The organism is Undibacterium parvum (genome assembly GCF_003955735.1).
Classification (GTDB): domain Bacteria; phylum Pseudomonadota; class Gammaproteobacteria; order Burkholderiales; family Burkholderiaceae_D; genus Undibacterium; species Undibacterium parvum.
The window spans coordinates 1768645-1788258 of the sequence record NZ_CP034464.1; the positions used below are offsets into that span (position 1 = coordinate 1768645).

General features: G+C 51.2%; 21 protein-coding genes. 14 read left to right on the forward strand and 7 right to left on the reverse strand.

Annotation, left to right across the window (positions count from 1 at the left end):
• The first annotated feature begins 14 nt into the window (after positions 1–14).
• From EJN92_RS07620 to EJN92_RS07645, 6 genes are read left to right on the forward strand one after another with little or no spacing between them, the layout of a single operon-like run.
• Entirely contained in the window at positions 15–1160 is a 1146-nt protein-coding gene (locus EJN92_RS07620; RefSeq protein ID WP_227869821.1) for an SAM-dependent methyltransferase, read from the forward strand.
• A complete protein-coding gene (locus tag EJN92_RS07625; protein WP_126127263.1) occupies positions 1153–1695 on the forward strand; it encodes a chalcone isomerase family protein in 543 nt (180 codons plus the stop codon). Before EJN92_RS07620 ends, EJN92_RS07625 begins: the two co-directional genes overlap by 8 nt.
• The gene (locus EJN92_RS07630) at positions 1692–2939 is read left to right on the forward strand and encodes an MFS transporter (protein ID WP_126127264.1); all 1248 of its coding nucleotides are present in this window, start codon (positions 1692–1694) and stop codon (positions 2937–2939) included. The genes EJN92_RS07625 and EJN92_RS07630 overlap by 4 nt, the downstream gene beginning before the upstream one ends.
• Complete coding sequence (locus EJN92_RS07635) at positions 2936–3475, forward strand: DUF3833 domain-containing protein (protein WP_126127265.1); 540 nt, start codon at positions 2936–2938, stop codon at positions 3473–3475. Before EJN92_RS07630 ends, EJN92_RS07635 begins: the two co-directional genes overlap by 4 nt.
• On the forward strand, positions 3472–4299 hold the full coding sequence (locus tag EJN92_RS07640; RefSeq protein ID WP_126127266.1) for an SDR family NAD(P)-dependent oxidoreductase: 828 nt from the start codon (positions 3472–3474) through the stop codon (positions 4297–4299). Before EJN92_RS07635 ends, EJN92_RS07640 begins: the two co-directional genes overlap by 4 nt.
• Positions 4296–4715, forward strand: coding sequence for a nuclear transport factor 2 family protein (locus tag EJN92_RS07645; RefSeq protein ID WP_126127267.1), 420 nt, complete (start codon positions 4296–4298; stop codon positions 4713–4715). The genes EJN92_RS07640 and EJN92_RS07645 overlap by 4 nt, the downstream gene beginning before the upstream one ends.
• Before the next feature lie 41 nt (positions 4716–4756).
• On the opposite strand, the gene EJN92_RS07650 is transcribed toward EJN92_RS07645, so the two are convergent.
• A complete protein-coding gene (locus EJN92_RS07650) occupies positions 4757–5266 on the reverse strand; it encodes a hypothetical protein (RefSeq protein WP_126127268.1) in 510 nt (169 codons plus the stop codon).
• A 199-nt stretch (positions 5267–5465) separates the two neighbouring features.
• Between EJN92_RS07650 and EJN92_RS07655 the strand changes: the two genes are divergently transcribed.
• The gene (locus EJN92_RS07655; RefSeq protein ID WP_227869755.1) at positions 5466–6815 is read left to right on the forward strand and encodes a M20/M25/M40 family metallo-hydrolase; all 1350 of its coding nucleotides are present in this window, start codon (positions 5466–5468) and stop codon (positions 6813–6815) included.
• Positions 6816–7091: 276 nt separating this feature from the next.
• Positions 7092–8279 carry an acyltransferase family protein gene (locus EJN92_RS07660; protein ID WP_126127269.1) on the forward strand — a complete coding sequence of 396 codons (1188 nt, stop codon included), beginning with the start codon at positions 7092–7094 and terminating at the stop codon, positions 8277–8279.
• Positions 8280–8385: 106 nt separating this feature from the next.
• Here the strand turns inward: EJN92_RS07660 and creD are convergent, their stop codons facing one another.
• Positions 8386–9816, reverse strand: coding sequence for a cell envelope integrity protein CreD (gene creD / locus EJN92_RS07665; protein ID WP_126127270.1), 1431 nt, complete (start codon positions 9814–9816; stop codon positions 8386–8388).
• A gap of 182 nt (positions 9817–9998) precedes the next feature.
• Here creD and EJN92_RS07670 point away from each other — a divergent pair, with 182 nt between their 5' ends.
• Positions 9999–10379, forward strand: a complete 381-nt coding sequence (locus EJN92_RS07670; protein ID WP_126127271.1) for a TipAS antibiotic-recognition domain-containing protein — start codon at positions 9999–10001, stop codon at positions 10377–10379.
• Positions 10380–10677: 298 nt separating this feature from the next.
• Here EJN92_RS07670 and creC read toward each other — a convergent pair whose 3' ends face one another.
• From creC to EJN92_RS07685, 3 genes are all read right to left on the reverse strand, one after another.
• Positions 10678–12102 carry a two-component system sensor histidine kinase CreC gene (gene creC, locus EJN92_RS07675; RefSeq protein WP_126127272.1) on the reverse strand — a complete coding sequence of 475 codons (1425 nt, stop codon included), beginning with the start codon at positions 12100–12102 and terminating at the stop codon, positions 10678–10680.
• Entirely contained in the window at positions 12099–12824 is a 726-nt protein-coding gene (creB, locus tag EJN92_RS07680; protein WP_126127273.1) for a two-component system response regulator CreB, read from the reverse strand. Before creB ends, creC begins: the two co-directional genes overlap by 4 nt.
• A gap of 330 nt (positions 12825–13154) precedes the next feature.
• Complete coding sequence (locus tag EJN92_RS07685) at positions 13155–14735, reverse strand: isocitrate lyase (RefSeq protein ID WP_126127274.1); 1581 nt, start codon at positions 14733–14735, stop codon at positions 13155–13157.
• 653 nt (positions 14736–15388) lie between these two features.
• Here EJN92_RS07685 and EJN92_RS07690 point away from each other — a divergent pair.
• Complete coding sequence (locus EJN92_RS07690; protein ID WP_126127275.1) at positions 15389–16072, forward strand: substrate-binding periplasmic protein; 684 nt, start codon at positions 15389–15391, stop codon at positions 16070–16072.
• 54 nt (positions 16073–16126) lie between these two features.
• Here EJN92_RS07690 and EJN92_RS07695 read toward each other — a convergent pair whose 3' ends face one another.
• Positions 16127–17080 (reverse strand): helix-turn-helix transcriptional regulator, encoded by a 954-nt coding sequence (locus EJN92_RS07695; RefSeq protein WP_126127276.1) that lies wholly within the window; start codon positions 17078–17080, stop codon positions 16127–16129.
• Positions 17081–17382: 302 nt separating this feature from the next.
• Here EJN92_RS07695 and EJN92_RS07700 point away from each other — a divergent pair, with 302 nt between their 5' ends.
• The 3 genes from EJN92_RS07700 to EJN92_RS21425 all read left to right on the forward strand — a co-directional run bounded on the left by EJN92_RS07700 (position 17383) and on the right by EJN92_RS21425 (position 18580).
• Positions 17383–17772: a hypothetical protein gene (locus EJN92_RS07700; RefSeq protein ID WP_227869756.1), complete on the forward strand. Its 390-nt coding sequence runs from the start codon at positions 17383–17385 to the stop codon at positions 17770–17772.
• A gap of 176 nt (positions 17773–17948) precedes the next feature.
• The gene (locus tag EJN92_RS07705; protein WP_126127278.1) at positions 17949–18290 is read left to right on the forward strand and encodes a YXWGXW repeat-containing protein; all 342 of its coding nucleotides are present in this window, start codon (positions 17949–17951) and stop codon (positions 18288–18290) included.
• Positions 18291–18421: 131 nt separating this feature from the next.
• Entirely contained in the window at positions 18422–18580 is a 159-nt protein-coding gene (locus tag EJN92_RS21425) for a hypothetical protein (RefSeq protein WP_157984325.1), read from the forward strand.
• A gap of 17 nt (positions 18581–18597) precedes the next feature.
• Here the strand turns inward: EJN92_RS21425 and EJN92_RS07710 are convergent, their stop codons facing one another.
• Complete coding sequence (locus tag EJN92_RS07710) at positions 18598–18942, reverse strand: hypothetical protein (RefSeq protein WP_126127279.1); 345 nt, start codon at positions 18940–18942, stop codon at positions 18598–18600.
• A gap of 271 nt (positions 18943–19213) precedes the next feature.
• Between EJN92_RS07710 and EJN92_RS07715 the strand changes: the two genes are divergently transcribed.
• The gene (locus EJN92_RS07715) at positions 19214–19606 is read left to right on the forward strand and encodes an MAPEG family protein (RefSeq protein WP_126127280.1); all 393 of its coding nucleotides are present in this window, start codon (positions 19214–19216) and stop codon (positions 19604–19606) included.
• Positions 19607–19614 lie beyond the last annotated feature (8 nt).

A 19614-nucleotide genomic window follows, 5' to 3' on the forward strand; every position in this document is an offset into this window, starting at 1 on the left:
GTCTTTTTCTCAAAATGCTGAATAATTTAAAGCAAGGTCATCTGCGCATTATTACGCCCGACGAGCAACACCTATTATTCGGCGACTTTCATCAGGCGCCCAGTGCCGTGTTGCGGATTCATGATTGGCGAGCTTGCCAGCGCATACTGCGCGCCGGCGATATAGGCTTTGCGGAAAGTTATGAAGCTGGTTGGCTAGAGAGCCCCGATTTGGTGGCCTTACTGCGTTTGGCAATTCGCAATGAAAACAGCTTAGAACCGGCGCTGTTCGGCGGCAAACTGAGCACACTTTGGTACCGCATTAAACACTGGCTACGTCCGAATACCCGCAGTGGCAGTAGCCGCAACATCCACGCCCATTATGACCTGGGCAATGATTTTTACCGTCTCTGGTTAGATCCTAGCTGGACTTATTCTAGCGCGATTTTCGACGGCGATTATCAAATCAGCTTGCAACAAGCCCAGCATCAGAAATATCAGCGCATTATCGACGTGCTGCAACTCAAGGCGGGTGACCAGGTTTTAGAAATAGGTTGCGGCTGGGGTGGATTTGCCGAGCACGCCGGCAAGTTGGGCATCGCTGTGCATGGGGTAACGATTTCACCTTCGCAACTGGCGATCGCGCAACAGCGCATCGAACAGGCAAAACTGCAAGACTTAGTGCGTTTGGAATTATGTGATTACCGCGACCTGCATGGTAGTTACGATGCCATCGTCTCCATAGAAATGTTTGAAGCCGTCGGTGAAAAATATTGGGCCGGCTACTTCGCGACCGTTCAGCAACGCTTGAAGATAGGCGGCCAAGCTTTAATACAAAGCATCACGATACAAGAATCACGTTTTGAGCGTTACCGCAGCGGTACCGATTTCATTCAGCAATACATTTTTCCCGGTGGCATGCTGCCTAGCCCTGAACGTTTCTGCCAGCAGGCACAAAAGCAGGGATTGCAAGTGAAACATGAATATGCATTTGGTCGCGATTACGCCGAGACCTTACGGCGCTGGAACCAAGCTTTTAACCAACAACTCACTAGCATAGAAGCACAAGGCTTCGGAGCGGCGTTTCAACGGATCTGGCACATGTATTTTGCCTATTGCGAAGCCGGTTTCAACGAAGGCAGCACTGATGTCTACCAATTTTTATTGGAAAAAAATGCGTAAGTTCAACATAAGAGCTCGTCTACTGGCGCTCAGCATCTTGCTGATCAGTACCATCAGCAGTCAGGCTTTTGCAGTCGAGTGGCGTCAGGATCTGCCGCAAGCCAAGCTTTTAGGTAGCGGTGATTTACGCTGGTTCGGCCTGCACATCTACAATGCAAAACTGTGGTCAGCGGCGAGCAATTTTGATGCGAAATCCCCTTTTGCATTGGAGCTAACTTACCAGCGCGCGATCAGCCGTGAGCGCTTCGTCGATACCAGCATTGATGAAATCAAGCGTCTGCAAGGGAGCAGTGTCAGCCCTGAACTACTGCAACGCTGGCGCAAGCATATGGAAACGGCCTTCACCGACGTCAAACACGGCGAGCAATTGATCGGCGTCAACCTGCCCAAGATCGGTTGCAAATTTTATAGTCGTGACAAATTACTGGCAGAGATTAATGATCCTCAATTTGCCGATGCGTTTTTCGCCATCTGGTTTGATCCGCGTAGCAAAGACAGCAATTTGCGCCAGCAGTTAATTGGTGCCCAGCCATGAAATCGCCGACACTGATGGCGCTGGCCTACGGTCTATTAGGAATGCCATTGGCGATGTCGGCCTTACCGGTATATGTGCAAATTCCGGCCTACTACACCACACAATTGGGCTTGCCACTGGCAAGTACCGGTCTGGTCTTGTTTTTTGCCCGCTTGTTAGACACAGTGCAAGACCCATTGCTGGGACGCCTGATCGACCGCCATCAGCACCACATCGGGCGTTGGCTCATCGCCGCAGCAGCCGTATTGGCAGCCGCGTTTTTTGGTCTGTGGTTACCTCCGGCCTTTGCCGTCGGCAGTGGCTTACTGATGTGGCTGGGTCTGATGCTAGTGCTGGCCTACAGCGCCCACAGTTTGCTCAATATCGCCTATCTTTCCTGGGGTGCCAGACTCAGTCAGAGCGGCCATTCTGACAAGGCTCAAACCAGCTTACTAGGCGCCGCGGCCTGGCGCGAAGGCCTAAGTCTGGCCGGTCTGATACTCGCCAGCCTGATACCGAGTTTCATCCTGCAACAAAAAAACAGCCAAGTGAACCTGGCTCTGAACAACTACGCAATTGGCTTTGCAATTTTGTTGGCGCTCTCACTTGCCAGTCTATTGCTGTATGCCCCCAGATGGAAAGCGCAAGCAAGCAGCACGAATCCCAACTTGCGCGTGGTATTGGCTAACCCCTTGTTCCGGCGTCTGTTGCCCATCTATTTCATCAATTCACTGTCAGTTTCTATACCCGCCACACTGGCGCTGTTTTTCATCAATGACAGAATTCAAGCCCCCCAATTGAGCGGCTATTTTCTGGCGCTGTATTTCATCACCGGAGCAATCGGCCTACCTTTGTGGATCAAGCTTGCCAAGCGCTACGGCTGCGTCGCGGCATGGAAGCTCGGCATGCTGCTGGCGATACTCAGCTTCGTCGGTTGCAGTTTTCTCTCCAGTGGCGACGTTGGCGCTTATTTCCTGATTTGTGCGGCGGCTGGGCTGGCATTAGGCGCGGATCTGGCATTGCCGCCAGTATTATTGGCAGAAATCATTCCAGCCGAACAGCCCGCCGCCAGTTATTACGGCTTCTGGACACTGCTGGGAAAACTAGCGCTGGCCGTCTCAGGCTTAGGCCTGCCGCTCTTGGCTCTACTTCAATATCAACCCGGCCAGGCTAGCCATAGTGCCAGTCTGGTTTTGCTGTACGCCGCTGTACCTTGCGTCTTAAAACTGATCGCGCTCCGCTTACTCCACCGGTATCCATCATGAAAACATTTTTCCGCACTTGCTACGCCCTCTTTATCAGCGCTCTGCTCAGCTCATGCGCCATGAATGACGTGAATCACTACAAAGACCAGAAACCAAGTTTCGATTTAGAGAAATATTTTATTGGCACCAGCGATGCCTGGGGCATGTTTCAACAACGAGACGGCAGCGTGGTAAAACGTTTTAAAGTCACGATAGAGGGCAAAAAAATTAATGAGCAATTGGTACTCGATGAGAAATTTGAGTATGACGATGGCAGCACCCAACAAAGAATCTGGCGTCTGAGCAAACAGGCCGACGGAACCTGGCATGGCACTGCGGACGATGTCAAAGGTATCGCGCTCGGCCAGATTGCAGGCAATGCGCTACATTGGCAATACACATTATTGCTTCCGGTATCGGGTAGCATCTATGAAATGCAGATGGACGATTGGATGTATTTGATGGATCAAGATACCTTAATCAATCGCACCAGCATGCGCAAATTTGGCGTCGAACTCGGACAAGTCACGCTATTTTTCCGCAGGAGACCAGCATGAGCAAAATCGACGACAGCAGCTGGTGCCCCGCCCTGCTAACACCATTGAACAGCCGTATCCATGAATGGCAAGGCAAACGTATCTGGCTGATCGGCGCCTCTAGCGGAATAGGTGCTGCCTTGGCCGCCGCCTTCCTGCATCTGGGTGCCCAAGTGGTATTGTCTGCCCGGCGCGCAGCGCAACTTGAACGTATCGCCGCCACCCACACCAATGCCCTGATACTGCCGTTTGACGTGCAGGATGAACAGGCCTGGGCTAGCTCACACCAACAAATTCAGAACTGCTTGGGCGGGCTAGATCTGATCATGTTCTGCGCCGCCAAATATCAACCGGAACGTAGTTGGGATGTGCGTGGCAGCGATGCCGCCAACACCTTACAAATCAATCTGCAAAGCGTGTATCAAGGCTTAGCCAATATCTTGCCTGACATGATGCAGCAAGGTAGCGGCGGCATCGCCATCATCGCCAGTGTGGCAGGTTACGTGGGTCTTCCCAACGCCAGTGTGTATGGCCCAAGCAAAGCGGCCTTGATTAATTTGTCTGAGTTACTGTATCTCGATCTGCATCCTAAAAATATCAATGTTTATCTGGTCAATCCTGGCTTCGTCAAAACCGAATTAACCGCAAAAAACACTTTTTTTATGCCTGCACTACAGAGCCCGGAACAAGCCGCCGTTGCCATCATCAAAGGCATGCAACAGGGTCAGTTTGAAATTCACTTTCCGCGTCGCTTCACCCGTGTACTCAAATTTTTGCAAATACTGCCCTACCGCTGGCGCTTTGCTTTATTTGATCGTTTCTTAAATCAACCAGGACAGGCATGAGCCATTTAGAAAAAATCATAGCGTGGTATTCCACACTTAGCCCGACAAGCCTACCCGAGATTCATGCACTGTACGCGGCGCTAGCCACATTCAAAGATCCGTTTAACGAGGTCACTGGCGTGGCGGCGATACAGCAGATTTTTCTGCACATGTTTGCCACCACCGAAAACCCCAGATTTATCGTGATCGATTCATTTCAGCAGAATCAGCAAGCTTTTTTGAGTTGGCAGTTTTTGTTTGGATTGAACGGCAAAACCTACACCGTGAATGGCGGCACCCATCTGCGCTTGAACGATCAGGGGCAGATTATCGATCACCGCGATTACTGGGATCCGGCGGAAGAATTGTGGCAAAAACTCCCACTGATTGGTGCCCCGGTACGTTGGTTGCGCAAAAAATTTAGCGCAAGTCAATAATGAGGGACATGGCTTTAAACGAAATTCTAGTCTAAGCTAGTCTAGTTAAGACTATCGTGCAAAGAGCAAGCCAGTACTTTGGCACCAAAAAAATCGGCCTGCAAATGGAAGGCTTTCAGAATGCGCTGACGTCCTGCCTCATCTTCCGGCAGGGCCAACTGAACTTGCAAATACAGTCCAGCAGCGAGTGCAGAACTTGCTGCTGGCAGCAGTGTGGAGGCGGGTGTAGGCGGGAGGCTGACCACGGCGGGCGCAAGCATAGCCCTCATTTCTTGTAAAATCTCGGCCTCCGTGATGCTGACGCAATCGTGCGGGCCAGGCCATTTTTTGCTATTGCCGGCCATCACCAGCATGCCGCCGGTGATTTCAAATTCACTCTCAGAAATGCGCTCATAATGAAACGCTTCCCAGCCAGCGACCGCATGGCGGCGATTTGCGATGGCGGCCATGGCATCGGCGGCCAGCCCGCCATTGGCCAGCATACCGACCGGTAACATCTCGGCCAGGCTATCGGGGATGGCGTTAGGCTTACTAGTGCTGTTGTCGTTCATAGAAATTGGGCTCGCTGAATCTGAATATCACGCTGAATATCACGCTGAATATCACGCTGAATATAATGCTGGATGCGCTGCAGACCTGCAGCATACAGCAAGCGGCGCAGAAAACGCTAATCGTGGAATTCGCTATTCTGCATACTCCCTGCAATAATGATGGAAATTTCAGAATAAATTTTCTATCAGGAGTGCATGCATGCAGACTTACTTCGGCGTTTCTAAGCAATTACTGCGAGTTTTTACATGGGCTTGCTTGGGCATGGCGGGAACCGCTAACGGCAGCACAGCAGCCGAAAATCCGGCGGCAAATTTAAGCCTCAGTGAACAGCAATTGATCGCCGCAGTCAAAGAAAACTCTGGGCAAGCGATCGCACTGTTAGAGCAAAGCGTGAAGATCAACAGTGGCACCATGAACCATGCCGGGGTGCGCGCCGTCGGACAATTGTTTCAGGCACAGTTGCAGCAATTGGGTTTCAGCACGCGCTGGGCGGAGATGCCTGCCGCCATGCAAAGAGCTGGCCATCTCATCGCCGAGCACGAGGGCGCAGGCCAGCAAGGCAAACGTGTTCTGCTGATCGGCCATCTCGATACCGTGTTTGAGGCCGACAGCAAAGTCGCTTTATGGGAGCGCCATGGCGATAGAATTCGCGGCCAGGGCGTCTCGGACATGAAGGGCGGCGATGTGGTGATACTGGAAGCTTTGCGTGCCCTGAAAAAAATCGGTGCACTAGACAGCGCCAGCATACGCGTGGTGTTCAGCGGCGATGAGGAGCGCGCAGGTAGCCCGCTAGAAATCGCCCGCGCCGATCTGATCGCGGCAGCCAAACAAAGCGACATTGCACTGGCGTTCGAGAATGCTATCCACGGTAAAGATGGCAAGGATACCGCCACCATAGGTCGACGCGCCTCGGGTAGTTTTTCCCTGAAAGTGCAAGGCCAGCAAGGCCACTCTGCCGGGGTCTTTGGTGCGCACGGTTACGGCGCCATTTATGAAACCGCCCGCATACTCAATAGCTTCCGTGAACAATTAATCGAGCCCGATCTGACCTTTAATGCCGGTCTGATGCTCGGTGGCAGCGAGCTGAGCCATGACGACACTAGCAGCACCGGCACGGCCTTTGGCAAGAACAATGTGATCCCCAAAAGCGCCCTGGTGAAAGGCGATTTACGGTATCTGAGTAATGCGCAACGCGAGCGTACCTATGCCAAGATGCGCGCCATCGTTGCGCAAAATTTGCCCGGCACCAGTGCTGAGATCAGCTTTCGCGAAACCTATCCGGCGATGGCACCGAGCGCTGGCAATCTGGCGATTTTCCAGCGTTACTCGCAAGCTAGCCAGGATGCCGGTCTAGGCAGTCTGGAAATCATCGCCCCCGGCCTGCGCGGTGCCGGCGATATACAATTTGTCGCACCGTATCTGGATAGCCTGGATGGCTTAGGCGCCAGCGGACGCGGCGCCCACTCGCCCGACGAGGATATGGAACTAGCCTCGCTAGAAAGAGCCAGCATACGCGCGGCCCTAATGATCTATAGATTGACGCGTTAAGCCCAATTTCTATCGGTCTAAAACCAGGGCATGCCTTAAGGCGCATATTCCATGCGGGTTTGCGGGCATGCCGGCCTGCAAGGCGCATGGAATATGCGCGCTGAGGCATGCCGTGTTTTATATCTCGCAAGAGTCTGGGAAAACCCGGTTGGTGGAATAGATGTACACCCATGTTTCAAATTGCCGCTCTGGCTATGCGCATTTTTTATCTGGATGGAACTTTAAAAGCGCGACTTGGTCTGAGTCGGCACTCGCCACCACAGCACTACTTTCTCTATGCAAAAATCCTCCTTAGTCGGGCGCTTACACGGTCTCGATACTTTACGTAGTTGCGCCATTTTGCTGGTCTTGATGTATCACTACAAGGTGGTGGTGAGTCGTGCCGACACCTTCGGGATTTTTAGCCAAATCGGTTGGAGCGGGGTCGACTTGTTTTTTGTGCTGAGCGGTTATCTGATAGGGAATCAGATTTTTGCTAGCCTGCGACGTCAGGATTTCTCTCTTAAAAACTTTTATATACGGCGATTTTTACGCACACTGCCGAGTTTTTATGTGGTGCTGGCATTTTACTTTCTGCTGCCAGGCGTGATGGGTGGCAGCAGCCCGCCGTCATTGTGGCGCTTCTTGAGCTTCACCCAAAACCTCGGCCTGCATACTGGCACCGCGTTTTCGCACGCCTGGTCTTTGTGCATAGAAGAACAGTTTTATCTGATCTTGCCAGCGCTCGCTTTACTTTTTGTGGCAGGCTCTCGCTATCTTAAGAAATCGATGATCTATGCCTGGTTACTATTGCTCGGTTTGATCTGTGGCGCGATTGCGCTGCGCGCCTATCTTTGGCAAAACTATGTGCAAGATGCCGAATCTTTTTACGGGTATATTTATTACTCTTCACTGGCGCGCTTTGATGAACTCTTACCCGGCGTTGCGCTGGCACTAATCAAAAATTACCACCGTCCGGTATGGTCCAGACTGCAGCAATGGGGCAATCAATTCTTGCTCTTGGGCCTGGGCTGTGTGGCGCTGATGTTCTACCTATTTGCCAATTATCATTATGTAGAGCCGCAAGGCTATACCTATGCCATGACGACTTGGGGCTACTCGCTGATGGCGATTAGTTTTTCTTTACTGGTGCTGGCGGCACTCAGCCCAAGCTGCTTACTCCACAAATTCAAGATTCCCGGCTGCTCTTATCTAGCACTATGGTCGTATGCGATTTATCTGGTGCATAAGGCGGTATTTTTCATCCTGAGCGCACCGATCAAACAAGCCGGTATCGGTCTGGAATCGGCACTAGGACTGAGCCTCATGTTGCTGTGCTCGCTCATAGCGGGCTATCTGCTGTATGCCTTGGTCGAGACCCCGTTCATGCGGTTACGCGAGCGCTATTTCAGCAGCGCCGCAGCGCCACCGGCAACCCCACTAGCTGCGCCTAACCCTAAGCGCACTACGACTAGTCTGACTTAGCCACCCAGCAATCAAAAAAGCTCAGCATCGATTTTAAGTATTGATGCTGAACTAGCCAGCCTCGCAAGGTTTTTAATTCAGACCTTGCGAGGGCTGCACAGCTGATTTACGGGGCGATTTTGTTGCTAGTCGCGTTACCCAGTTGATACCAGTTGACCTTACGGGTCACCACCATGATGCTTGTCAACACAGCAAACAGCAGGATACTACCCATGATCAGGGCATTGTTTTCTGATTGCAGTAGCCCGAACAGTGCCCCATACAACAGACACAGGCCGCCGCCAAAACCTAGGCCACGCTGCCAGCTATGCAATACAAAACTGAGGTAAAAGGCGATCAGCAAAATACAGCCGCCACCGGCCAGCAAGTACGCATGCGCAAAAGAGATATGTTCGGACAAGCTCACCAGCAACAGAAAAAATAAGGCCAGTGCCAGACCGACCAAAGTATATTGGATGGGATGGATAGGCAGCGACTTCAAAATTTCAAACAGGAAGAAGGCGGCGAAAGTCAGCGCCACAAACAGCATGCCGTATTTGATGGCGCGATCCGCTTGCGAATACACATTAATCGGTTCGATAAACGCCACGCTAAAACTATCCAGTTCAGTCATCGCCATGGCTGCCGCAGGTGCCGCTGAAACATCGACGGTGGCGCTGGCAACGACCGCCGGAGCATCAATCGCACGGCCTAGTTCTAAGGCGCTAAACTGCTGTTGCGCACTGCTGGCTAATGCCGAAATATTCCAGGTGGCAGAAAAGCCGTTCTGATCAATCTTGCGCTCTTTCGGGGTCGGCAAAAAGCGCCCGCCAAATTGCGGATGCGGCCATTTCGAAGTCAAACTGACCTGGTTATTTTTAGCAATAGGCACAAAGTGCATGCGTTCGATACCGTCTATCGTCAGATCCAGGCTAAATTTTACCTGCTCAGGGCTGCTCAAAGCCATCAACTCTAGCGGCGCATGTAAACCTGAGCCAAACGAGCGCAGTTTGCTCTCTTGCTTGAATTCAAACGGCTTACCGTTCCAGAGTATGCTGGGGAAATTGCGCAAACCACGGGTATCGCTCAGACCTAAGGCAATATACGGCTGGCCCGCAGTCAACTCAGAACCGGCCACGCTACGCGCCAAATTCGTCAACAGAGGCAAAGTAAAATCGCCGGTCATGATATGTTGGCCGCTATATACCAAGACCTTATGGATGCCGCGATAACGATGGTCCGTATCGACCGTTCCAGTCAACTTCAAGTCGTTCGGATACACCAAGTGTTTATGCTGCAAGGTATAGCGCCGTGCTACGGTTTTTTTGCTGACACTATCGACGATCTCCTGCTCTTCATACGTTTCGCTATACGGCAGCACCAGTATCGGCCCTAGCAAAGTTTGCTCGCTGACCGAGTCGGCCGCAATGCTACGCACGGCTGCATCGCGAAAGCGCATACGATCAGAAATGGTGGCTTGTATCATCATCAGGGGCACACCGATCAGCAGCATCAACAGCGCCACGATGAGGGTTTTGAAAAGTAAAGTTCTTTGCATGGAGGACTCCGGCTATAAGGAAACCTGACTGTAAACAAGGCATGTGCGTTGCTGATGCGTTTTGTGTGAAGTGAAGACGAAGCACGAATATTGCGGGATGTAATTCAGATAATTAAATTATTGGTACAATGCTAAGTTATAGCATTAGAAATCATCAATTGAAATTGAGAAAAATTGACAGTATGAGCCTACAAAACCTCGACCCTACTTATCTGGAAACTTGCAGAAATGCGCTTAGCCAAGAGCAGAGCAAAAGCCTGGCAGCAAGCGATCACTGGGCGCATGTGGATCGCAATCAGGTGCATGCCGATTGGGATGCGCTGTACAAAACGCTGGCGGCCGTGATCGACACTTCGACTGCCAGCGATACGCATATCCAGGAACTACTCGCTCAGCACTATACTATCGCCTGCCGCTTTTACACTCCGAGTCCCGCGGCCTACCTGGGCATGGCTTTGTTTTATCAAGACAACCCCGGCATGCGCGATTTCCACAATGCCTATCATCCGCAGATGGTCAGTTTTTTGGGTGACGCGATGTGCGTCTATGCCGCTAGGCTATAATTTTTTTGTGGCATGCTCCAACGCGCATATTCCATGCGGGTTTGCCGGCATGCCGGGCTGCAGACCGCATGGGATATGCGCGCCCGACTAGGCAGTGTTGAAATACTTGAGCGCGGCGTATCTATTCAGCCTGCTACTAAAATTATTAAAAAAATCGAAAACCTCTCAAAGGAGGCACAGAGACACAGAGAAAAACGGAGAACTGCCTTGCTTTCCTCTGTGAATCTCTGTGTCTCTGTGCCTCTGTGTTGAGTGGTTTTGACTTTCTTCATAGCGGGCTGAACAGTAACAGCGTGGTTTAAGGCAAGGGCAAACGCAGGCAGGCGCAAGCGCCGCCTTCGGCGCGGTTGCTGACGCTAATACTGCCGCCATGTAATAAGGCTACCTCGCGTACCAGCGGCAAACCTAAGCCTGTGCTCTTGGCTGCATCCGGCCGCGCTAGTGAGTAAAAGCGCTCAAAAATGCGCTGCTGTGCATAATCGGGGATACCGGGGCCACGGTCGCTGACGCTCAGCGCTATCGCTTGATTATCCTGGCTGGCGCTGAGGATGATGTGACTCCCATGCGGGGCAAAGGCGATCGCATTGTCTAGCAGATTACCGAGTGCCTGACGCAGCAACAAGGCGTCGCCCTTGATGCGGACTAAGTCCGGCGCTAATTCGATGTGCAGATCCAGGGCTTTCTCTTGCAGGCGCACATGGGCATCGGCTTTGACCAGGGCGAGCAAACTCGCCAGGTCTATGCTGTGCTGTTCCAGGCTGTGCTGCTGTTCGATCTTAATCAAGGCTAGCAGCTTGTCTATCAGCTGTTTCTGTCTTTGATTTTGCTCTATGATATTGTTCAAAAAATGCTGTCTGGCGGCGGCAGGCAGGTCTTCGGTCAGCAACTCGGCCGAACCCTGAATCGCGGCGATCGGGCTCTTTAGCTCGTGCGCCAGAGTATGCATGACTTGCTCTACGTATTGGCGGCCTTCTAGCTTGATGCGCATCGCTTCCAGCGCTTGTGCTAGTGCCCCGATCTCGTTATTCCCCAACTCTGGCAAGCCTACTTTTTCATCGCGTGCGACCGCGTCGGCATAACGCTGCAGACGGCGCAGCGAGCTGCTCAGCCATATTGAAAAACCGATACCGATGATCAGTGCAGCGAGCAGCAGCCAGCCGCTACGGCGCAGTATTTTGGCCTGGCTACGTTCTATAAAAGGAATGATGGTGGCGATAGGTTTGGCCACTGTCAGTACGCCAATGATGTGGTCACTATCCATAATCGGTGCCGCCACATGCATCACAGTGCTGTCTTCATCCTTTGGGTCGGTACGCGTGCTGCGCGCGCCGTACTTGCCTCGCAGCGTCAGATAGACATCGTTCCAGCGCGAATAGTCTTTGCCTAGGTCTTGATTATCGGTATCGAACACCACCATGCCACGCGCATCGGTGATGGTGATGCGATAGTCGAGGCTGGCTTTACGCACCCCGCTGATTTTCACGTCGACGCTACGTTGCGCATAGTTTTGCATACGTCCTAGCAATGCAGCATGCGCGAGATCACCACCCTTGACATCATCAGCCACTAACTGCGCCAATAGCTGGGCGGTATCGACCAGGGTATCTTCTAAGGTGGCACGCACCCCGGGTTTGACTTCTTCGACAAACACCGCCAGCACCAACCAGGCCGCCAGTGCGAGTATCAAAAAATAACTGAGCAGGATGCGCAGGCCGATTTTCATTGGGGTGCCAGGCTATATCCCATGCCGCGTTGGGTCAGTATCGGATCATCATCGGGCTGCAAGACCCGCAGCTTGGCACGCAAGGATTTAATATGCGCATCGACCGTACGCTCCAGCGTTTCGGGCGCATTGGTCCACACCATATCCATCAGCTGGGCGCGTGAAAATAATTGTCTTGGGCGTTCTATTAATACCTTCAGCAGCGCATATTCATACCGCGTCAGGTTCAGAGGCTGACCAAAATACAGGATACGCGCCTCTTCACTGCGCAATTCAAAACGCGCTGCAGTGGTCGCCGCAGCCGCTAGTGCGCTGGTTGCTGCCGGCAGCTCGGTGACGCTCGCCGCCAAGGGCGGACGCCGCAACACCGCACGGATGCGTGCCACCAGCTCGCGTGGTGAAAACGGTTTGCTGACGTAATCATCGGCACCGATCTCAAGGCCAACGATGCGATCAATCTCGTCGCTGCGTGCGGTCAAAAAAATCACGGGAATATTCGAGAACTGACGCAGGCGGCGGCATACTTCAAAGCCGCTGATATCGGGCAGGCCGACATCGAGCACAATCAAAGCTGGTGCCAGAGCAGCCGGCTCGCGTAGCAGATCCAAGGCCTGCTGTCCTAGCGTTACATGATGCGGCTTCAAGCCATCGGTGGCCAGGGCGTAACACAGGGTATCGGCGATCGCCGTTTCGTCTTCGACAATAAGGATAGTGCTGGACATAAAATTTGCGCGCTTAAAATTGCATCAGAGCGCGCATGGTAGCAGACTTGACATTGATTTATACACCCTGCCACTGCGCATATTCCATGCGCCTTGCAGGCCAGTATGGCTGCAAACCCGCGTGGAATATGCGCGCTGGCGTGCTACTGTTTTTACTACGATGCTTGCTGGATGTTTTTGGGATGTTGCTGGGATGGTCGCCGGCTGATCAGCATTAGACTCTCATTATGCACAACAGGAACGGACAATCTCGGACAGCATGCAGACAAACACGCAGACAAAAAAAAGCTCGCCGAAGCGAGCTTTTTGCATACATCCTGAAAGCAGTTCTTAGAACTGGTTCATGGTGTTGTCTTTACCGGATGCTTTCAGAGCAGCTTCGCCACTGAAATAATCTTTGTGATCATCACCGATGTCCGAGCCGGACATGTTCTGATGTTTAACACAAGCGATACCCTGACGGATTTCTTTGCGCTGAACGCCAGCCACATAACCCAACATACCTTGGTCGCCGAAGTAGTCTTTTGCCAGATTGTCAGTCGACAAGGCAGCTGTATGGTAAGTAGGCAGAGTGATCAGGTGATGGAAAATGCCGGCTTCACGCGCTGCGTCAGCTTGGAAAGTACGGATTTTTTCATCGGCAGCGATCGCCAATTCAGTTGCGTCGTATTCAACACTCATCAAGGCAGCGCGGTCGTAAGCAGAAACGTCTTTCCCTTCTTTTTTCATGCTGTCGAACATTTGCTGACGGAAGTTCAGTGTCCAGTTGAATGATGGGCTGTTGTTGTAGACCAGCTTAGCATTTGGAATTACTTTACGGATTTCACTCACCATACCGCCGATTTGCGCGATATGTGGTTTTTCAGTTTCTATCCACAACAGATCGGCACCGTTTTGCAGGGAAGTGATGCAATCCAATACGCAACGCTCTTCGCCTGTGCCAGAGCGGAACTGGAACAAATTACTTGGCAAGCGCTTAGGACGCAAGAGTTTGCCGTCGCGTTTGATGACAACGTCGCCATTGCTCATGGATTCTGTAGAAACTTCTTCAACATCGAGGAAGGAGTTGTACTTGTCGCCCAAATCGCCAGGTGTGTTGGTGACAGCGATTTGCTTGGTCAAGCCAGCACCCAGGGAGTCAGTACGAGCAACGATGATACCGTCGTCAACGCCCAATTCCAGGAAGGCGTAACGGATAGCGCGGATCTTAGCCAGGAAATCTTCGTGAGGAACAGTCACTTTACCGTCTTGATGACCGCATTGCTTTTCATCGGAAACTTGGTTTTCGATCTGGATGCAGCAAGCACCGGCTTCGATGAACTGTTTAGCCAACAGGTAAGTCGCTTCTGCATTACCGAAACCGGCATCGATATCGGCAATGATAGGCACGATGTGTGTAACGTGGTTGTCGATTTTTGCTTGAATCGCTTGCTTGGCAGCGCCTTCAGCGTCGTCTAATTGACGGAACAAACCACCGAGTTCACGTGCATCGGCTTGACGCAAGAATGTGTAAAGCTCTTTGATCAGAGCAGAAACAGCTGTCTTTTCGTGCATGGATTGATCTGGCAAAGGACCGAACTCTGAACGCAGAGCGGCAACCATCCAGCCAGACAAGTACAGGTAACGACGCTCGGTGCTATTGAAGTGCTTCTTGATAGAAATCATCTTCTGTTGACCGATAAAACCGTGCCAGCAACCCAGAGACTGTGTGTACTTGGAAGAGTCGGCATCGTAGGCTGCCATGTCATCGCGCATGATTTTGGCGGTGTACTTAGCAATGTCTAGGCCAGTTTTGAATTTATTCTGGGCGCGCATGCGTGCAGCGGACTCAGGATTAATCGCGTTCCAAGCACTACCTTCTTTGTCTTTCAGGCCAGCGATGGCTTTGATGTCGTCTTGATACAGTGACATAGGGTTCTCCTAAATATAAAGCATGATTGAGAAAATCGCATTGAGCGTTGAGGCTTTTACTTACTCTAGTGCGAAAAACGGTGAAAAAATCGAATCGAACTGCATGGAAGAATAATAGACGTTTTTTTGCGCCACAACAAGGTCTTATATAAGACATATAACTTAAATTTACATGTTTATTTTCAATAACTTACATATGTTTTTTTGCGATATGAAATCAATTTTCAAAAAAATGGAGGGCTTTTTCTAATTTGTTCCGCAGCTGCATACCACAATGCGGAAACAACTTTTCGCATTGTGAAAAAATCCTACCGTTTTCAACCGCAATATGATTTCGAGCACCTAAACTCATTTGTCTGCGAGTCTCGCAGGCAAATTTGAAAAACTTTGGGATTGCGCTTATAGTAAGAACTCGCACTGTGAATAATTAAATAATATTTAAGGACTTTTTGTGTTTTGCCAAAATCTTATTTAGCATGGATATGATGTCGGTACTTTTGCAGGGAGATTGATATCAACAATCGCAAAGCTAAGCCCCTCTTAAATCTGTTGCAGCTCTTCAAAACAAGATCGTGTTAATACTTCGAGCGTTACTTTTATGCGGGTTCTTGGTCCTACCAGCGCTAGCGACGGCACGCGAATTAGTGGTATGCATGCTTGATGATGATTTACCTCCGCTATCTTTCCCTAGTCATGAGGGGCAGGCGCAATGGCTAGTGCGGGAAGCGCTGCAACGCAAAGGACATACGGTCAGGTTTGAAGCTGTGCCTTGGGCGCGCTGTATTTTGGGCGTAGAACATGGGCCTTATGATGCTGCTTTGGGTGCAGGTGCCAACCCCAAATTTTTTTCGTTTATGCGTTTTCCTTTGCGCAATGCAGAGGTAGATCACAGCAAAATATTAGGCAGCATTACCCAAATTGTGGTGCGCAGACCCGGTACTAGACCAGATTGGAATGGCGAGAACTTCCTAGGCTTAAAGACTGCTGTGATGTACAGACGCGGTTATGCTAGCGTCGAAAAAAAATTGCTCGACTTAGGTGTTCCCGGTAATTCCGAATCAAATAGTGATGAGCAGAGCGTTAAGAAACTGCTAGCCGGTCGCGCTGACGTCGCCATTATACAAATTGAGACTGCGCAAGCAATGCTGGAACAAAGCGCTTACAAGGGCAAGTTTGAAATTTTAGCTCACCCTTTTCTCGAACTGCCGCTTTACCTCGGCGTTAGCCGTCTTAGATACGAGCGCGATCCACGCTTTGTGGAAGCGCTATGGACGGATATTCGCGATTTGCGGGCTAGCCCGGAATGGCGCGTTTTGGCTCCACATTTGGCGCGTTGAGCGGTCTCAATTCGCTCTAATAGCGGTGCTAGAAATATTTAAGACACGACGAAATTAACTTTTAAGGCAAGCCAATTTCAGTAGTTCAGCAGCATGAAGTGCCAAGGCGGCGCCTAGTGCTGGTGGTTCCAGTATCGTAAAAGAAAACGGTAGTCTGGCCAATTCTCTTGCCATCCACACCAAATCATCGGCCTGACTATGCATAAGGATGCCATCATCGACTACCTCCAACACTCCCAAGCTACTAAAAATCTCGGCAAGCGCGTGTGCCAAGTCGGTATGCAGTACAACTTTAATGCTATGCGTCCGTGGCAGGCTTGCGATGGCGGTGTTTAGGTAGGCCATGGTGTCAAAGTTGAGCGGTTTGCCAAAGCTAGCTGGTAGCAGTTCTAAGGCGCTGATGCGATCTAGCCGGAAACTACGCAGGCCTAGCCGCAAATGACAATAAGCCACCACATACCAGTGCGCATTTAAGTACGCCAGACCATACGCGTCTATGCTGCGCGTGCTGCTTACTTGCTGTCCCGAATGGTAGCTCAGGCGCAGACTTTGTTGCTGCTGTATCGCGCTGCTGAGCAGACTCAAAATCTCGGGGCTGACCTGGCTGACTGGCTTGCCAGTAGGAAGTTCCAAGGCAAGGTTTTCGGCAACTGCCCGCAAGTTCGAGCGCACAGTTGCTGGCATCACACGCTCTAGTTTAGCGAGCGCACTGGCGCTCGCGCTAACCCAGCCTACGCTGCGGGCACTGACTAAACCTAAAGCCAGTGCGACCGCCTCCTCATTGCTGAACATCATGGGCGGTAATTTAAACCCTTGCATCAGGTGATAACCGCCATCACGCCCACGCTGGGTCTGCACCGGTATGCCCAGACTCTCCAAGCTGAGTATGTAACGACGTATGCTGCGCGGATCGACTGCAAGTCGGCGCGCCAGTTCTGTGCCGCTCATCAATCCATGCGCTTGCAAAAGTTCGAGTAGCGCCAGCACGCGGGTAGTGGGATTTGCCATGTGCCCATGATATACAAAATCAAAGCTAGTTTGATCAAATTAGGTCAAAAACTGTCCTAATTGACACCTATACTGAAATTCTAGCCTGGCGATCTCTTGACTCCCTGGCTAAGCCTACATTTTCATTTACCAGCTCAGAGCACAAAACTATGACAACACTTAACACAGAGACCGCCTTAGCAAGCAATATCACAAGCCCATCAAAGGGCGCGCAGGATTTCGATTTTTTTATGGGACACTGGTCAATTGAGAACAAGAAATTACTTCAGCCTTTGAGCGGGTCGGATCAGTGGGAAAGCTTTATGGCAATCCAACATGCGCAAAAACTACCGGCCGGCATAGGCAACTACGATGAATTTACTCCGCTAGACTGGCGCCCCGGTTTTATCGGCATGTCTTTACGCATCTACAATCCAGAAACCGCTATGTGGAGCATCTACTGGTTGAATAATAAAAATGGCGGCATTGAGGCCAGTACCGGCATGTTGGCAGCGCCCGTGGTCGGGCAGTTTCAAAATGGCATAGGCAGCTTTCTAGGCCCTGATCAATTTGATGGCAAAGCCATCCTGGTGCGCTATACCTGGTCAGATATCAGCCCCAACAGCGCCCGCTGGCAACAGGCTTTCTCTAGCGATGAAGGCTTGAGTTGGGAAACCAATTGGATCATGCAAATGTCGCGGGTACAGAGATAAACCTATACGCTACTCAGTCACCCTCCCCCGCACTAGCAATTCTTAGCCGCTGAGAAACGGCATGCCGACGTTTTGATAGCTTCGTCGTCAAAAAACAGCGTCAACCCATACTATTTCTTCGACGTTAACTGAGGATAAAGATCTGAATTTTCAGAGCTATTGAGACGAGGCAAGAAATGCAGAAAGTTTCTAAATTGACGGCAGGGCTGGCCTTATTGGCGCTGGTCAGTGGCTGTACTGTGGTGGCACCGCGACCTGCGTATCATGATCGCTATTCTCAAAATTATTCCTACGTACAAGTCGCACCACCAGCACCGCAAATAGAAGTGATAGGCGTGGCGCCATACTCCGGCCATGTCTGGCTAGGAGGTGCCTGGTACTGGGAAAGTGGTCGTCATATCTGGCACCCCGGGCATTGGGAAGCACCACGTCACGGTTATATATGGGTACCGCATCAATGGGATCACGATGGCCATTCCTGGCGCTTCAGAGAAGGTTATTGGGATAGACATCACTAAGCACATCACTAAGCGCAAGCAACTTATCATCAACAACAGCTAGCTGAGTAACTTGCCCCGCCAGTCGGGGCTTACTCATTTTTGCGTTTTCAAAAACGCATACCCAATCTGCATGCGCCTCGCAGCACGAAATGCCGCCAGCAGGCGCATCTAGATTGCGCATAGCTTTGGTTTCTCAACAAAAAGAGCATAAAAAAATCGACCTGTTTCAGATCGATTTTCTATTCTCTTTTGATGTAACAGATGCTATTCCAGTCTTGGAAAAGGCAGCTGTCATCAACGCATCTTAAGAATTTTTATAGCTAGATTATTTCACTGGAGTGGCGGCTGCAGTGGCCTTCATCTCAGCTGTTTTTGCTGGGCTTTTTGCCTTGGCCGTTTGACTACTTTTGCTGGATTTTTTATGTGCACTGGATGCCGTTTTTGCTGCCTCTTTGTTTGCGACCGTGGCAGTTTTTACTTCTGCGGCAGGGCTAGCAGCGGCAGTTGTGATGGCTGGCGTTGCTGTTACGGTTTTACTGGCAACTGCTGCAGGCGCTGTCACTGCCGGGCTCGCTGTGGCGGCCGCTTTCGCTGGCGTGGCAGGGCTTTGTGCGAAAGCTGTACCCATGGCGAAGGTAGCGGCAACGAGAGTGGCGATCAGCTTGTTCATGTTTAATCCTGTTCTTTAATTTTGAGTTTTCGTAGACTATCTACGTATGCCAAGAACGCGATCGCTTTGCGTCTGGTTGACAACTGAATCGCAAATTGTTTTTCAAGATTTTTCCAGTCGCGTGGTTTTTTGTTTGCAGTGCGCAGTTTAGTGGCAGGGCTCGCTAGCGGCTTGATACCAAATAGGCTTATGATCTGCCAGCGGCAATGCATACTTTTAGCCCGACCTAGCTTGAGCTAGCACCCCTTAACTCTCCCTAAACGAGGATCAAATGACGATAGCAAATTGGTGTCTCTTGGCGGCTTGCACGCTGCCAGTACTGACTGTGGGTTTAGCCAAGGCCAGTTCGGCCAAGCTGGCCGCGAATGCGGGCCGCTATGACAATAGTAATCCGCGCGAGTGGGCCAAGGGTTTAAGTGGCTGGCAGCAAAGAGCCAGCGCGGCTCAGAATAATGGGTTTGAAGCGCTACCTATGTTTATTGCCGCGGTGTTAGTGGCGCAGCAGGCGCATGCTGAACAGGCGCGTATCGATAATTGGGCGATGATTTTTGTGGTCTTGCGGGTACTGTATGTGGTCGCCTATCTGATGAATATCGGCACTGTGCGTACTCTGATTTGGGGTGGCGGTGTTGCCAGTTGCGTGGCCTTGTTTATGCTGGCCTAAGCCGTAGC

Excerpts from the sequence above, each read along its gene's own strand:
- EJN92_RS07620 (WP_227869821.1), top strand. The coding sequence starts at position 15 with ATGCTGAATAATTTAAAGCAAGGTCATCTGCGCATTATTACGCCCGAC.
- EJN92_RS07625 (WP_126127263.1), top strand. The coding sequence starts at position 1,153 with ATGCGTAAGTTCAACATAAGAGCTCGTCTACTGGCGCTCAGCATCTTG.
- EJN92_RS07630 (WP_126127264.1), top strand. The coding sequence starts at position 1,692 with ATGAAATCGCCGACACTGATGGCGCTGGCCTACGGTCTATTAGGAATG.
- EJN92_RS07635 (WP_126127265.1), top strand. The coding sequence starts at position 2,936 with ATGAAAACATTTTTCCGCACTTGCTACGCCCTCTTTATCAGCGCTCTG.
- EJN92_RS07640 (WP_126127266.1), top strand. The coding sequence starts at position 3,472 with ATGAGCAAAATCGACGACAGCAGCTGGTGCCCCGCCCTGCTAACACCA.
- EJN92_RS07645 (WP_126127267.1), top strand. The coding sequence starts at position 4,296 with ATGAGCCATTTAGAAAAAATCATAGCGTGGTATTCCACACTTAGCCCG.
- EJN92_RS07650 (WP_126127268.1), bottom strand. The coding sequence starts at position 5,266 with ATGAACGACAACAGCACTAGTAAGCCTAACGCCATCCCCGATAGCCTG.
- EJN92_RS07655 (WP_227869755.1), top strand. The coding sequence starts at position 5,466 with ATGCAGACTTACTTCGGCGTTTCTAAGCAATTACTGCGAGTTTTTACA.
- EJN92_RS07660 (WP_126127269.1), top strand. The coding sequence starts at position 7,092 with ATGCAAAAATCCTCCTTAGTCGGGCGCTTACACGGTCTCGATACTTTA.
- creD (WP_126127270.1), bottom strand. The coding sequence starts at position 9,816 with ATGCAAAGAACTTTACTTTTCAAAACCCTCATCGTGGCGCTGTTGATG.
- EJN92_RS07670 (WP_126127271.1), top strand. The coding sequence starts at position 9,999 with ATGAGCCTACAAAACCTCGACCCTACTTATCTGGAAACTTGCAGAAAT.
- creC (WP_126127272.1), bottom strand. The coding sequence starts at position 12,102 with ATGAAAATCGGCCTGCGCATCCTGCTCAGTTATTTTTTGATACTCGCA.
- creB (WP_126127273.1), bottom strand. The coding sequence starts at position 12,824 with ATGTCCAGCACTATCCTTATTGTCGAAGACGAAACGGCGATCGCCGAT.
- EJN92_RS07685 (WP_126127274.1), bottom strand. The coding sequence starts at position 14,735 with ATGTCACTGTATCAAGACGACATCAAAGCCATCGCTGGCCTGAAAGAC.
- EJN92_RS07690 (WP_126127275.1), top strand. The coding sequence starts at position 15,389 with ATGCTTGATGATGATTTACCTCCGCTATCTTTCCCTAGTCATGAGGGG.
- EJN92_RS07695 (WP_126127276.1), bottom strand. The coding sequence starts at position 17,080 with ATGGCAAATCCCACTACCCGCGTGCTGGCGCTACTCGAACTTTTGCAA.
- EJN92_RS07700 (WP_227869756.1), top strand. The coding sequence starts at position 17,383 with ATGGCAATCCAACATGCGCAAAAACTACCGGCCGGCATAGGCAACTAC.
- EJN92_RS07705 (WP_126127278.1), top strand. The coding sequence starts at position 17,949 with ATGCAGAAAGTTTCTAAATTGACGGCAGGGCTGGCCTTATTGGCGCTG.
- EJN92_RS21425 (WP_157984325.1), top strand. The coding sequence starts at position 18,422 with ATGCCGCCAGCAGGCGCATCTAGATTGCGCATAGCTTTGGTTTCTCAA.
- EJN92_RS07710 (WP_126127279.1), bottom strand. The coding sequence starts at position 18,942 with ATGAACAAGCTGATCGCCACTCTCGTTGCCGCTACCTTCGCCATGGGT.
- EJN92_RS07715 (WP_126127280.1), top strand. The coding sequence starts at position 19,214 with ATGACGATAGCAAATTGGTGTCTCTTGGCGGCTTGCACGCTGCCAGTA.